The sequence below is a fragment of the Flavihumibacter cheonanensis genome (assembly GCF_022352215.1).
GTDB lineage: Bacteria > Bacteroidota > Bacteroidia > Chitinophagales > Chitinophagaceae > Flavihumibacter > Flavihumibacter cheonanensis.
In genome coordinates, this window is sequence record NZ_JAKRWF010000001.1 from 1,081,774 (window position 1) to 1,095,801 (window position 14,028).

General features: G+C 43.2%; 13 protein-coding genes. 4 read left to right on the forward strand and 9 right to left on the reverse strand.

Annotated features, from left to right (window positions below; all coding sequences use genetic code 11):
• The first annotated feature begins 51 nt into the window (after window positions 1-51).
• The gene (locus tag MD536_RS04730) at window positions 52-759 is read left to right on the forward strand and encodes a PrsW family glutamic-type intramembrane protease (RefSeq protein WP_239596263.1); all 708 of its coding nucleotides are present in this window, start codon (window positions 52-54) and stop codon (window positions 757-759) included.
• Window positions 752-1,252, forward strand: coding sequence for a GNAT family N-acetyltransferase (locus MD536_RS04735; protein WP_239596265.1), 501 nt, complete (start codon window positions 752-754; stop codon window positions 1,250-1,252). Before MD536_RS04730 ends, MD536_RS04735 begins: the two co-directional genes overlap by 8 nt.
• Here the strand turns inward: MD536_RS04735 and MD536_RS04740 are convergent.
• The 3 genes from MD536_RS04740 to MD536_RS04750 form a co-directional block, all read right to left on the reverse strand.
• Window positions 1,249-3,591, reverse strand: coding sequence for a hypothetical protein (locus tag MD536_RS04740; RefSeq protein WP_239596268.1), 2,343 nt, complete (start codon window positions 3,589-3,591; stop codon window positions 1,249-1,251). The two genes, MD536_RS04735 and MD536_RS04740, sit on opposite strands and share 4 nt — an antisense overlap.
• A gap of 87 nt (window positions 3,592-3,678) precedes the next feature.
• Window positions 3,679-4,452, reverse strand: coding sequence for a queuosine precursor transporter (locus tag MD536_RS04745; RefSeq protein WP_239596269.1), 774 nt, complete (start codon window positions 4,450-4,452; stop codon window positions 3,679-3,681).
• Window positions 4,449-4,721: a hypothetical protein gene (locus tag MD536_RS04750; RefSeq protein WP_239596270.1), complete on the reverse strand. Its 273-nt coding sequence runs from the start codon at window positions 4,719-4,721 to the stop codon at window positions 4,449-4,451. Before MD536_RS04750 ends, MD536_RS04745 begins: the two co-directional genes overlap by 4 nt.
• Window positions 4,722-4,750: 29 nt before the next feature.
• Between MD536_RS04750 and MD536_RS04755 the strand changes: the two genes are divergently transcribed.
• Both MD536_RS04755 and MD536_RS04760 read left to right on the forward strand, forming a co-directional pair.
• A complete protein-coding gene (locus MD536_RS04755; protein WP_239596271.1) occupies window positions 4,751-5,668 on the forward strand; it encodes a glycosyltransferase family 2 protein in 918 nt (305 codons plus the stop codon).
• A gap of 41 nt (window positions 5,669-5,709) precedes the next feature.
• Window positions 5,710-8,253 carry a YfhO family protein gene (locus MD536_RS04760; RefSeq protein ID WP_239596272.1) on the forward strand — a complete coding sequence of 848 codons (2,544 nt, stop codon included), beginning with the start codon at window positions 5,710-5,712 and terminating at the stop codon, window positions 8,251-8,253.
• Here the strand turns inward: MD536_RS04760 and MD536_RS04765 are convergent.
• Genes MD536_RS04765 through MD536_RS04790 form a run of 6 tightly spaced genes read right to left on the reverse strand, consistent with a single transcriptional unit; the run spans window position 8,248 to window position 14,021 of the window.
• Window positions 8,248-9,246, reverse strand: coding sequence for a glycosyltransferase family 2 protein (locus MD536_RS04765; protein WP_239596273.1), 999 nt, complete (start codon window positions 9,244-9,246; stop codon window positions 8,248-8,250). The genes MD536_RS04760 and MD536_RS04765 overlap by 6 nt on opposite strands.
• A complete protein-coding gene (locus MD536_RS04770) occupies window positions 9,243-10,148 on the reverse strand; it encodes a glycosyltransferase family 2 protein (RefSeq protein WP_239596274.1) in 906 nt (301 codons plus the stop codon). The genes MD536_RS04765 and MD536_RS04770 overlap by 4 nt, the downstream gene beginning before the upstream one ends.
• 8 nt (window positions 10,149-10,156) lie before the next feature.
• Window positions 10,157-11,197, reverse strand: coding sequence for a glycosyltransferase family 2 protein (locus MD536_RS04775; RefSeq protein WP_239596275.1), 1,041 nt, complete (start codon window positions 11,195-11,197; stop codon window positions 10,157-10,159).
• 5 nt (window positions 11,198-11,202) lie between these two features.
• On the reverse strand, window positions 11,203-11,937 hold the full coding sequence (locus tag MD536_RS04780) for a cephalosporin hydroxylase family protein (RefSeq protein WP_239596276.1): 735 nt from the start codon (window positions 11,935-11,937) through the stop codon (window positions 11,203-11,205).
• On the reverse strand, window positions 11,930-12,796 hold the full coding sequence (locus tag MD536_RS04785) for an NAD-dependent epimerase/dehydratase family protein (protein ID WP_239596279.1): 867 nt from the start codon (window positions 12,794-12,796) through the stop codon (window positions 11,930-11,932). The genes MD536_RS04780 and MD536_RS04785 overlap by 8 nt, the downstream gene beginning before the upstream one ends.
• Complete coding sequence (locus MD536_RS04790; RefSeq protein WP_239596281.1) at window positions 12,789-14,021, reverse strand: class I SAM-dependent methyltransferase; 1,233 nt, start codon at window positions 14,019-14,021, stop codon at window positions 12,789-12,791. Before MD536_RS04790 ends, MD536_RS04785 begins: the two co-directional genes overlap by 8 nt.
• Window positions 14,022-14,028 lie beyond the last annotated feature (7 nt).

Here is a 14,028-nt window from a genome sequence, read left to right on the forward strand (position 1 = left end):
AAATTCTATCTCAATATTAATTCACTAATTTCAGCAGAGCAAACCTCTTCTATGGAATTGTTGGCCCTTGCATTGGCTCCCGGTATCGCGATCATGTGGTTTATTTATTCAGCAGATAAACTGGAAAAGGAACCACTGAAAGCGTTGATTATTTCATTTTTATTAGGGATGCTGGCAATATTGCCCACTTTGCTGGCTGAAACTGCCGGGGTTCACCTGCTGGATCAGCTTCTGCCCAAAGAGGGATGGCTTTATTACAGTTTACTCGCTTTTGTAGTGGTGGCTTTTACAGAAGAACTGATGAAGTGGCTGATGGTTCGTGTGTATGCCTACAAGCGCGCTTTTTTCAATGAACCCTTTGATGGCATCGTGTATGGCGTGATGGTTTCTATGGGATTTGCCACGCTTGAAAATATCGGTTATGTATTACAGTTTGGCTGGCAAACCGGTTTGATGCGAATGGTATTGGCGGTTCCGGCCCATGCCACCTTTGGTGTATTGATGGGGTATTATTTTGGGCTGGCGCGATTCGTGGGAAAGGAAAGGGAATGGGGCCTCAAGATCAGGGGACTTCTCTTAGCTGTTCTATTTCATGGCCTGTACGATCTGTTTCTGTTGGTTCAGCAGGACAATACGATCACCGCCAGGGTCTCCTCCGGCCTGCTTTTTGGAACAGCGGTACTTTCCTTTTTGGTGGCAGTAAAACTTTCCTGGCAAGCCATTAAATTGCATCAGGAAATTGCGTTAAAAAATGAGTGAAGCATTAGTTATTAGAAGTGCGGACGAGGATGATATTCCAACCATCGGTTACCTGGCACATACCATCTGGCCGGAAGTATACAGTTCCATTATTCCACAAGAGCAGATTCAGTATATGCTTAAGCTGATGTATAGTCCGGATTCGCTGGAGCAGCAGATGGGAACCCAGGAACACCAGTTTATCATTGCTGAAATTGAAGGCCAGGAAGTTGGCTTTGCAGCCTATAGTAAATTGAAGGACGCAACCTGGAAATTACACAAGCTCTATGTACTGCCCTCCATGCATGGGAAAGGAATTGGTCGCGCTTTACTGGATATGGTAGAAGAAGAAGTGCGCACCCATCAGGGCGCGCACCTGGTTCTGAATGTGAACAAACAAAACAAAGCTGTTCGGTTTTATACTTCCATGGGCTTCGAAATTGAAGAGGAAGTTGTCCTTGATATTGGTAATGGGTTCGTCATGGATGATTATATCATGGGGAAGGATGTTTAGTTTCCTCTGCGTTCTGGTCGGGAGTTTCCTCCTGGATTCCTTTGTCCACCACCACCATTCGGCCGGCCCTGGTTACCACCAGATGGACGAGATGGTGCTTCTCTTCTAATTTCCGGCCTGCGTTGTTGAGGTTCATTTCGGCTGATCTGCGGGCGACCTGAACGTTCCATTCTCTCCGGACCACTAGGCCGGGTGATTGGAGCTCGTTGTCCCGGTTGATTCTGTGGCCGGTTTCCTGTATTACCCTGGTTCCCCTGGTTACCCGGACGATAAGTTCTGTCGGGCCGGTTGGTATTGCCATAACTATTATTGCGGTTGGGATTCACCCGGCCAGGTTCTGTAGTTCTGTTAGGAGTATTGTTCCGGTTATTGTATTCGCGATCTCTGTTGCTACCATAATAATTCCGGTTGGGCCTTACACCTGGATTGGAGTTACCATTGTAGCGATCATTGTTGTTCCTGTTATTGTAATTACCGGAATAATTACCACCGTAATATCTGCGGTTATCCCTGGTAGTTATAGCAGGCCTCGAATGATAGACATTGTTGTACCGGTAGTTACGATAATTGTTTCCGTAATAATAATTGTTTACAATCAGGGTGTTGTTTCGGTATCCATAATAGCCATAGTGACGATAGCGGGGTGCGCAATAAGCGGGGCGATATACTGAAGGACCCCACCAGCCACCATGCCAGTGATTCCAGGGGCGATGGTAACCATATCCCACATTAAACCAGCCGGTACGATAGCCAAAACCGATTGACCAGCCATACCAGGGGGTATAGTGCATATTGAAACCCCAGGTAAAAGGTCTTGGATAATAATAGCGGCGGAACCAGGGACGATAATAAAATCCGGTACCATATACTACGGTAGGACCATAAACAAAAGTATTCAGGTAACCCGGGGTATATCCCATATAGATGTAATCCGGATGCACATCATAGATATACACATATTTGACAGGATAAACCGGGTAACGGGCAGGGATCAGATCCACTTCATCCGGACGAACAGTACTCACTACCCAGGGACCATTAGGAGCTCCTGACTGGAACCATACTCCATTGTCTACCAGGTAATACCTGCGTTTATAGCGAATTACAGTTGCGTTTGTATTGACTGCATAATCCATGCGGGTACCTTCAATGGATTGAAATTCCGGATCACCATCATAGTCAACCGAAGCGGTAGCAGTTCTTCGGTCAACCTTGGCCGTTTGAGGAAGCTCGGCATCCATCAGCGCATTGCGGGATGCAGGGGTATTCGGCACACTGGCTAATACATTGTCTTTAGGAGAACCTACGGGAATATTGGCAAAATCCTGTGGCAACTGTTCGGCAGGAATATATTGCCAGTTTCCTTTTAAAGATGCAGAACGATACCATCTTCCAGAAAGGAGAACATAATATTGTTGTGAATTCACATCCATGAACAATTCATTCGGTGAATTCTCTACGTATAATAGATTGGTATTGGAGATAGGACTAAAGTCAGCTTCTCCCCTGCTTTGAATCAGTTCAGCAGGTTCGGTACTTACGAGCACTTCTGCAACCGGACCTTTGTATTCATCTTCATCAAACTCTGAATCAAATTCTGGTTTTTCAGCAGTCTCCTGGCTCTTTTCAGCGTTTGCTTTAACATCCGCAGCAATGCGATCCAGGTTAGAAGGTGGATTGGCAGTATAGGTAAAGGACTGATCCAGCCGGTTGGCTGAATACCAGTAATTGCCTCCGTAGATATGGATTTTCCCATTGCTTTTCACAATGGTATTGGGTGAGTTCACCACTGCTTCAACGCCCCAGTTCTCATTCTTTTGCCAGATGGGATTGCCATCTACGATTACCAGCAAACTGGGTTTATCCCGATAGATGAGTTTGGGAGGTTTGTTATTGAAATCGCCGGCCAGTTTTTCTTTTTGCTGTTGCAATTCCAATCCCTTTTTCAGCTGGTCTTTGGAAAACAGGACGCGCTGTTCAGGAATAGCCTGCTCGAGATCCCTGGAGAGACGGCCTGTTGTAGCTTCGTCTATTTCGGCTGGAAATTTCAAAGCCGAGACCGTCATCCGCATAAAACGCTCATAAGAACCTTGTTCCTGGGTGTAGGCAGTTGCCCATAAGGTCCCAAAAACCGGTTCGCCGGATTCATTGCGATAGTAGGCTACCGCAGATTGAAAGACCAGTTCACCGGAGTTGTGCCTGGTGGGCTGAGGTTCATACACTTTAAGGCGATCGCCCCCTGAAAGGTCAAAGCTGACCGGCCAGGATTGGGCAAAACTTCCGGTTGCAGTCACGAGGAAGGCAAACAGGAAACCGGAAAATAGGTAAAGCTGGCGCATAATTGAAGCTTTAGGTTAACCAATGTACTTCAATAGACCATCATTGATGGCCAGCGTTTAAGAGCAAATGACGCTTTAACGTAGATTTTACAAACCCAGGGCGGCCTGCTTCATGCTGGCAGCTCTTTCCCTACCGAGATACCGTTCAATCAGGTAATGAATAAGGTAAATCAGCGGCGTGCAAAGAATAGCGATGGTGAACTTGTAGGTGTAGCCAACCATCGCGATAGCGGTGACTCTGGGAAAACTGAAACCCAACGAAAAATACAGGTAGATATAAGATACAACAACAGTATCAATGAGTTGAGAAAAGAGAGTGGAGACCGTAGCGCGCATCCAGATTCTTTTTTCTCCCGTGAATCGTTTGATCTGGCGAAAAACAGTAGCGTCGGTTAATTGTCCCACCAGGAAAGCTGTTAAAGACGCGATGATAATATTCATGCCCTGGCCCAGGATCTGGGTATAGGCAGCCTGCATATCGGGTACGCCTTTATCGGTTTGAGACACCTGCCACCAATCAGCGGGCGCCATGGAAATGGAGAAATAAAAAACAAAAAAGGCAAAGCTGATGAGTCCGGCTGTAAGCACAGAGAGAAACCGAACTCCCCTGACTCCATAATATTCATTAATAATATCGGTCATGATAAACACCACCGGCCAGGGCAGCACTCCCACTGAAAGATCAAACGCAAGGCCGGATTCCCCCAGCAGTGTGAAATTGGCTTTTTCAATACCCAGGGTGGATTCTAGTGAAAAGATTTTCACCCCGATAATTTCAGCAATCACGGCATTGGCAATGAAGAAGCCTGCCAGGATGATGAACAATCGGGAAGATTTATCTTTAACGATGTGGTGGATCATACAAGGAGTAAATACAATTGAACTAAAATAACGATTACATTCAGTATGCTGATTATGTTTATTTCGGGACGGGATTTCTTTACCAGTCCCAGATAAACAAAACTGGCCATCCAGGCGAGATTGAGTGCGACAGAAACAACCAATCCGGTTATCAGGATCATTGATTCGGTTACACTTCCCTGTAAGAGGGGGAAATAGCGCATCAGGAAGGAGATCAGGAAAGCCAGGTTGCCAATCGCCGCTAATTTGTTCAATTGAGAAAAAGCCATACGGCAAAAATCAGTTTAATTTGTGTTTCATGTTGGGATTCAGCATAATAATTATAACGTATAACCGTCCGGGTGATACCCTGGAGCTGTTGGACAGCCTGCTGCGGCTGGATCAACGGGAACGATATTTATCAGATGTTGTTTTGCTGAACAATGCATCCACAGAAGATTACGGTTTAGTGCACAGGTATTTGCAGGTACATCCGGAACTGCCGGTTCAGTTTATAGATGCACCGGGGAATTTGGGTGTGGCGGGAGGACGAAATTTTGCAGTGCCGCATAGCAAAGCAGAATGGATGTTGTTCCTGGACGATGATGTGGTGGTTGAAGATCCGCAGTTCCTGGTTAAACTTTGGGAAGCAGTGAACCAACCCTTTGCGGCAGATCGTGCATTGGGAGCCATGGGTTGTAAAGTGCGGTATTATGATAACCGCGAAATACAGGTAACTGCCTTTCCACATAAGAATTTTGAAAAGTATAAAGACAGGGATCGGTTTTTAACAGCCTACTATGTAGGCTGCGCACATGTCATAAAAAAGGAAGCCTGGCGTGCGGCGGGTGATTATCCCACTGATTTTTTTTACGGGATGGAAGAATATGATTTGAGTTACCGGATCCTGGATGCAGGTTATTGCATCGGTTATGATGGGCGCGCAGAGTTGTTTCACAAGGAATCACCACTTGGCCGGAAACCCAGGCCGGTACAGTTATCCATGATGTGGGTGAACAAATCCAAAGTGGCCTGGAAATACCTGCCGGTAGGTTATTTTATCACAACAGCTTTTTTATGGTCTGGATTTTACCTTCGGAAATCCGGCTTTGATTTCAGGTTTTTCTTTTCGAGTATCGCGGCTATTTTAAAAATACCCTTCCGGATAAAGAAAACACCCGTGAGCCGGTTGGTCAGGAACTATCTCAAAGCTGTGGAAGCGCGGTTATGGTTCTGAAAATATGTCTTATTTTGCCGGCTTAAAACTGAAAAGCTCGTATGAATTCAGCCTGGTTTAAAAAAGCCGCCCCACATCTGTATGCTGTCCTTGCCTTTCTTGTAATTGCTATCATCTATTGTCAGCCTGCCCTGATGGGAAAGGTAGTAGAGCAGCATGATACCCTGGGATGGAGGGGTATGGCACAACAGTCGTTTGAATTCAAAGAGAAATATGGATATTTTCCCTTGTGGACTAATAGTATGTTTGGTGGAATGCCGGCCTTTGCAATTGCATTTGAAGGCACAGTAATCCAAACCATTTATTTACAGAACTTGCTAACACTCTGGATGCCGGTGCCGGTAAGTTTTTTCTTCCTCGCCTGTATCAGTTTTTATTTCATGGGGATTGTTTTCAGGCTAAAGCCACTGATCGCAGCAATGGCAGCCATCGCATTTGCGTGGGCGACCTATGATCCGGTGATCATTGCGGTGGGACATAATACTAAAATGTGGGCGATTGCCTATATGCCTGCAGTGATCGCCTCCCTGGTGCTGATTTTCCAGGGCAGGTATTTGCTGGGTGCGGGATTGCTGGCTTTGTTTTTCGGCTTGCAAACCAGTACACAGCACGTCCAGGTGGTGTATTATACAGCGATCATCATGGCTTGTATGAGTGTAGCGTATCTCGTGCATTCCATACGCACGAAGAATGTTAAGCCAGTAATCATAAGCGGACTGGTAGCACTGGGGGCAGGATTGCTGGGGATTGCATCGTATGCGATCAGCTGGTATCCCCTGCAGGATTATGCGAAGGAAACCATGCGTGGCGGAAGGTCCGAGATCACCATTGGAAAAGATTCAACCAACCTTACAAAAGGAGGGCTTGATAAGGATTATGCATTTGGCTGGAGTTATGGGATCAGTGAAACCATGACCTTTATGGTGCCGAGAGTATACGGAGGCAGTTCCTCCACTGTGGTAGCAGGGAAACCGCGCAGTGAATTTGGGGAAGACACCAAAGTATCGCAAGTGATACAGGAGAAAACCGGTATGTCGGAGGATCAGGCGGATGGATTTGCTCAACAGCTACCTGCTTATTGGGGAGATCAGCCTGGCACATCGGGACCAGTATATTTGGGTGCGATCATCTGCGCGTTGTTTATATTGGGTTTGATCAATGTAAAATCCTGGCATAAAGGATGGATCATAGCCGCAACGATAATTGGGATCTTCTTAGCCTGGGGAAAGAATTTTTCCAGCCTGAATTATTTTCTGTTTGATTATTTGCCCTTGTATAACAAGTTCAGGGCTCCCTCCATGGCACTGATCATACCGCAGTTGACTTTCCCATTGCTGGCGGGACTTGGTTTACAGCAATTTATTGAAGCCAAAGAAGCAGGAACACTTGACTGGAAGAAGTTGAAACTGGCAGGCTATATATTGGGTGGCGTACTGGTGCTTTTCATAGGTTTTTATGTGATGGCTGATTTCACCTCCCCTAATGATAGCCAGTTGAAACAGCAGCTGACCGGCATGATGGCGCAAGGCCAACAGAGTCCGGAAATACAGCAACAGGCTCAATCCTTTGCGCAATCGGTGGTATCAGCCTTGCAGGATGACAGGCAAACAATTTATGGCAAGGATTTGCTACGCGCGCTTGCCTTGATATTATTAGCGGTTGGCTTGTTGTATTATTATGCGAAAGGCAGTATCAAGTTATCTTTTGTGTTGCTTGCACTTGTGGCTTTATCTTCCCTGGACCTGATTACTGTTGGTCGCAGGTATTTGAATGCTGATAATTTTGTAGACAAGGAAGAGTTTGAAGCAGGATTGAGTCCGAATGCTGCGGATCTGCAGATCCTGCAGGACACCAAACAGCCTTATCGGGTATTTGACCGGGCAACAGGTGGTAGTCCATTTGAATCTGCACGCGCTTCCTATTTCCATAATTCTATTGGAGGTTATAGTCCGGCTAAACTGGGACTGTACCAGGATCTGATCGAGCATCAGCTGAGCAAGGGTAATATGGAAGTGTACAATATGCTCAATACCCGGTATTTCATTATGCAAAATCCGGCGGATGGACAGCCGGTGGTGCAAATGAACCCGAATGCATACGGACCGGTTTGGCTGGTGAAGCAGTTGCAGTTTGTGGCAGATGGAAATGCGGAGATCCAGGCGCTTGACAGTACCAATTTAAGAGAGGTTGCGGTGGTGCAGGAGAAATTTAAAGAAGCAGCAGGCGCGGCTCCTGTATACGATTCAACAGCAACGATCACCTGGGTTGAAAACAAGAACGATGTGGTAGTCTACAAGAGCTCAGCCGCGAGTCCGCAGTTCGCCGTATTCAGTGAGATCTATTATGACAAAGGTTGGAACGCTTACCTGGATGGCCAACTGGTTCCGCATGTGAAAACGAATTATCTGTTGAGGGGGATGGCAATCCCGGCTGGTCAGCATACCATCGAATTCAAATTTGAACCCAAGGCGGTAGCGTTGAGTAAAACAATTACAACTGTGAGTACGATTCTCTTATTCCTCTTGCTGGTAGCAGGCGCAGTTGTTGAAAACCGGAAGAAGAAGGAAACACCCGCAGTGTCATAGCACTTTGTAAAACCAGGGTTGATTCCGGATCATTTTCGGACTGAGTTTGTAAAGGCTGGCCAGGTTTTTACGATAACCGGCGACAAGTCCTTTTGGATAAGGGTTACGTCCCAGAATTAAGCGAACTGCATTGGATATGTATAATAAAGGCAACTCCAATGAGTAAACTGCAAGGTGAATCAGAAACCAGGTTATTCCATATTGTTTTCTGATCCGCAGGAAATTGGAGACCATAATCTGGAGTCCTTTTTTGTCGTAGAGATTGTAATAACCTTTACCGGAAGATTGGAAAGCTTCGTTTGCTGATGCACTTTCGAGATGAATAACTTTATGTTGGCCAAAAATGGCGAGCTTGCCATGTTGCCGGATTCTTGAACACCATTCGATTTCTTCGGCGTATAAAAAGAAATCTTCATCCAGCAGGCCTGCTTTAGCGATCACCTCTTTTTTGACCAGGATAAACGCACCATTGATCCAGTCAACATCTACCAATGAATTGGAATCGGGTAAATTGGTTTTTTTGGCATTGAAAAGAAGTGCCGTTTTTTTGAGCAGTTGACCCAGAATTGGTAAAGGCAGAAAGTGGTTGAGGCCTCCCCTAACAAAATAATTTCCACTGATTTGAGGTGTTTTGTCTTCGTTCAGGAGCTGGGCACCTGCGGCAACATAGGTGGAGTTGCTAAAGTCGTGGAAAATTTCATCCAGCACCTTGTTGGGCAATAAAGTATCCGGGTTCAATAACAGCAAATTTGTTGCAGAAGCATTGGAAATGCCAATATTGTTTGCTCTGGCGAAACCGGCATTGTATCCTGCATTAATATATCGGATTGCAGGAAACTCCTGCAGAAGCTGAATGAATTTTTCTTCTGAGGCGGAGTTATCTACAATAATGATTTCCAGATCAAGTTGAGTGGTATGGATATAGGATAAAATGCTGGATTTTATGTAAGCTTCACTATGGTAGTTGACATATATGATACTCAATTGTTTCATATTGCTTTTTTCAATTTACAATATAGGTAACAGAGCGTCATCATGCTTTTTGAAATAATTCCCGAGGCAAGAAGAGCTGGCGGTAGTTTATTTTGGAACCTGATCATTGGGTCCAGGTAGGGAACGTTGAGACCAGCGGGATTTATTTCCTGCGCGTTTTTTATAGATGCATTTCTGATTTGTCGCCATAGAAAATCAAAATTGGCAACTGACTCTAGGAAATGCCGGTTTTGGGAATTGTAACGTATGATTTCTGGAATTAATCCATATTTTATAAAATTCTGATCTGGTTTTGAACTGGTATTGCCTTCGGTAAACCGTGCAATAAGTACATCGATAAAATGTGTTCGGATTATTGGAGTGGTAAAGCATTTCAGGTTGAAGTCCCAGTCTGCATGCAGTTTGTATTCCAGGTTATACCCGCCCAACTGCTGAAAAATGGTACGTTTATAGAAAATTGCCTGGTGGGAAATGTTTTTGGTAAGCAGTTTTGCAAAGTTGAAAGCTCCATCATAGCGTTGGCCGGATTTTGACATGAGCACATTACCATAAATAAGATCAGCCGGGTGCCGGTTGATGGAATCAGCCACTTGTTGTAATACATTTTCATTGAAAAGGGTGTCATCTGATCCTAGGAAATAGAGGTATTCTCCTTTTGCCGCCGCAATACCTTTATTCATGGCATCATAGATACCGTGGTCTGGTTCAGAGCTGAAGAAGTGGATTTTATTACTATAACTTTTTATTATGGAAGTAGTATTATCCTTGGAGCCGCCATCAATAATAACCAGTTCAAAATTTGTAAATACTTGAGCCAGCACACTGTCTATAGCTGATGAAATTGTTTTTGCACCATTGTATACAACGATAATTATTGAAAAAAAAGGTTCAGTACGATCCATATTATATATTATTTGGGAAGTACAACCTTTTTGAATTGAACAGCCAACTTAAAAAGCTCAGGATATTTTACACCAATTTTATACTTCATATGCCATTTGCGCATTATGGACCAGCTATAAATGTTACGAATGCTGTTGGTAAAACTTTCATTGGTAGTATTGGATAAATCCAGAACTCGTTTTAAAAATATAAAATAGGTGGTAAGCGTTTGTCCAATATATTTATTCAAAACTCCCATATCTTCTGAATTTGATTGCAGCTTTAGCTCTCGAACAATAAATTCATGAAAGGCTCTGGGTGCAATTTCAAGATAAGAATAGTTGCTATTTGCATAACTATAATTGGAACCATGAATGGTTTGACAGCCAACTGCCGTATTTGTAAAAACTGCCCCATTTTGACTTCCTGCCAGGATCAGGTAAGCAGCATCAGAAAGAAAGGGCGTTCCATAATCAGGCACACCACCCATTGCTTGTGCAATTTCTCGTTTTACCATACCAGCTGACCAAAGTATTCCCCCTCCAAAATCAGCCGTACAAAATTCCCTTAAAAAAGTATCGGCACTAAATTCCCTGACGGCACCCATTTCCAGATTTGCTAACCCTGAATATATACCGGGTGAACGATTGGCCAGTTGGGAGAGCCAGAGTTTTTCATAATAGGTATCATGACTACCCATGTACATTCCATATCCGGGATGTTGGCGTTCCAAATCCAGTAATGTTTCCAGCATTTCAGGATAAACGGGATCGTCATCTGTCAGCATAACAACAAATCTACCATTTGCATGGGCGAGGCTTCTGTTAAAGCTTTTGACCATTCCCAGATTTTCATAATTGCTCAGGTAACGGAATCTGCTGTCTTCAAAAGATTCAACTACCTGTTTTGCACTGTGATTTTCTGCATCATTGTCCGATACAATAACTTCCCAGTCGGGTATAGTTTGTTGACGAATCGCCTCCAATTGTTTTTGCAGGTAATCTGTTCTTTTGTATGTAGAAATACAAAAGGATACGGCAGGTTGCGAAGTAGAGATTTCCTGAAGCATTCCAATTATTTCACACGTTTCAAATATCCCTCTGGAGCTACGCTGATCAGAAGTTTATTATCAATACTGTGGTCAATTTCAAACTCAGGATGCTCTTTCACAAAATCCCATACCGCTGTTTTTGGATTGTCCCCTTTTTTCCAGGGTCTGCCAGGAAGGTAATTATCTGGCATGTCTTCAACAATAGTATCGAAAACAACCAGGTATGAATCTTTCGTTACAAATGGTGCATATAACTTCAGTTCATTCAGCACATGCTCATGTGTATGATTAGAATCAAGGCAGACCATGATGGTTTGCTTTCCTGCAGCATAAGCTTTCACTTTATCAACCGTATCGGAAGCAATGGATGAGCCTTCGATCATTGTGATTCTCTTGAACATTGGGTGAGCTTCAATAGCAGCTTTATTATGTGCCCTTATATCGATATCAATACCCAGTACATCCCCTTTTCCAATTAATTCCAACAGTGATGCATAATAAATCAGCGAACCACCATGTGCAATACCCGTTTCTATGATCAGATCTGGTTTAATATCCCAAATCAACTCCTGCATGGCGATCATATCTTGTGGATATTGAATAATGGGGCGCCCCATCCAGGAAAAATTATAGGAATACTGACTTTTGTTGGATTCCAGGTTAAATTGTTCAGCAGCCTGTTTGAGTGGGGAATTGCTTCCGTTCGACTCAATTCTCTGCTCGCGCTCTTTTAAGAATTCCGCAATTGGGTTATTCATTGGTAATTATTTTAGATAGTTTAGAATTGTTCCCCCAGAAATACATTGCTTCGTGCTCTGAATAAGGAAATACCCCGGTATTTAATTGTAAGGATGAATTGTGTTGTTTGATAATAGTCTCAACAAATGATTTTACTGTAATGGGACGGCCACTACAAATATTAATTATACCCGTAATATTGTTTTGTACGGCTACTTTCATAATGAATGAAGCCATCTCCTGTATAGAAAGGTAATCTCTGATTTGGTCACCTTTGCTCATATTAAAGTATTCCTTTCTTTCTTTAATGGCTTCCATCAATTGTCCATACAGAGAATTTTTGTGTTGCCCTTCTCCATACATATAAAACAATCGAAGCCATTTTAAATCAAAATCAAATTGATTTTTTAGCGCATGCAGGCAGTTAAGCAAATTAACCTTTCCAATTGCATAAGCATTCGACGGATTGGAGGGCATGTCTTCATATAATTCCCCATTTACTTTACCATATTCCATACAGGTACCGGCAATTGTCAGGTCCTTTAAACCATGGTGAATTAAATTTTTACAAAAAAAATAATTAGCCATCATGTTGGTTTCAATATGATGCGAAGAAGCATAATTGGGAAGTCCCTCCCAGGCTAAATGAATCAACAGATCCGGCTGGTTAAAATGGTTGTAAAGATTGATACTGGCTGGATTATTTTCGATCGTCCAGGAGATATATTCCACTTGTTTAAACCAAGGTTGAGTTTTAGCTTTTTCAATATCCCTGGAACTGGCAACAACGGCATACCCATTTTCCAATAAAATCGGAATCAAATTAGTGCCTATAAACCCGGTAGCACCCGTAATCAGTATTTTTTGTGATTTAATCATTTAGAATTTCAAGTCGGGGTATTGGAACAACAAATTTCCCATTCCACTCAGCAATGTATTTCAGTTGCTCAGTTATTTCTGATTTCAGATTCCAAGGAAGTATAAGTACATAGTCGGGCCGGGATTGCTTTAGATGAATTTCATCCACAACAGGAATATGACTGCCGGGTAGATATAAATGTTGTTTATTTGGATTCCGGTCTACCACAAAATCAATCATATCTGATTTGATACCACAATAATTCAGTAATGTATTTCCTTTTGCGGCCGCACCATATGCAGCAACTTTTTTTCCGCTAGATTTGCACTTAAGCAGGAAATCCAGTAAGTCAATTTTTATAGTTAAGGCCTGCTGTTTGAAATTGAAATAGGTATCCATTTTAGTTAGTCCCCATTCCAGTTCTTCCTTTATGAGGGCCTCCACCCTATCCGAAATTTCTTTACTTGAATCGTCGCTGTGCTTTGCATAAATCCTGATTGATCCACCGTGCGTTGAAAGTTTGTCGACGTCAAAAATGTCCAGATCAAGGGATTTGAAAATGTTTCTTACGGTATAAAAAGACAGGTAGGAAAAATGTTCATGGTAAATGGTATCGAACTGGTTATTCCGGATAAGTTCCATTAAATGAGGAAACTCCATGGTAATGATGCCGGATGGATTGAGAACGATTTTGAGTCCCCCAACAAAGTCAATTATATCCGGAACATGAGCCAGCACATTATTTCCCAAAACCAGATCAGCAGATTTACCTTCCTCTTTCAATTGCCGGGCAAGCTGGCGACCAAAAAAAGCAACCATAGTTGGTATACCTTTTTCAATGGCCACTTTAGCAGTATTGGCAGTAGGTTCAATTCCCAATACCGGAATGTCCAATTCTTTAAAATATTGCAGAAGATAGCCATCATTGGAGGCGATCTCAATCACTTTTGAATTCTTATCTAAATGAAATCTTTCCACCATCATCCTCGTATACGCTTTGGAATGCTCCAGCCAGGTTTTTGAAAAGGATGAAAAATATACATATTCATTATTGAATATGGAATCAGACTTCTTGTACTCATCAATCTGAACGAGAAAGCACTTGTTACAGATAAATACTTTTAACGGATAAAATACTTCCGGTTCATTTAACTGCTCTCTGGTAAGGAATGAGTTGGATGCCGGCGAATTAAACAGGTCAATTAATATATCGGAAAGTTGATTTTTACAAAATCTGCAATTCATCTTTACA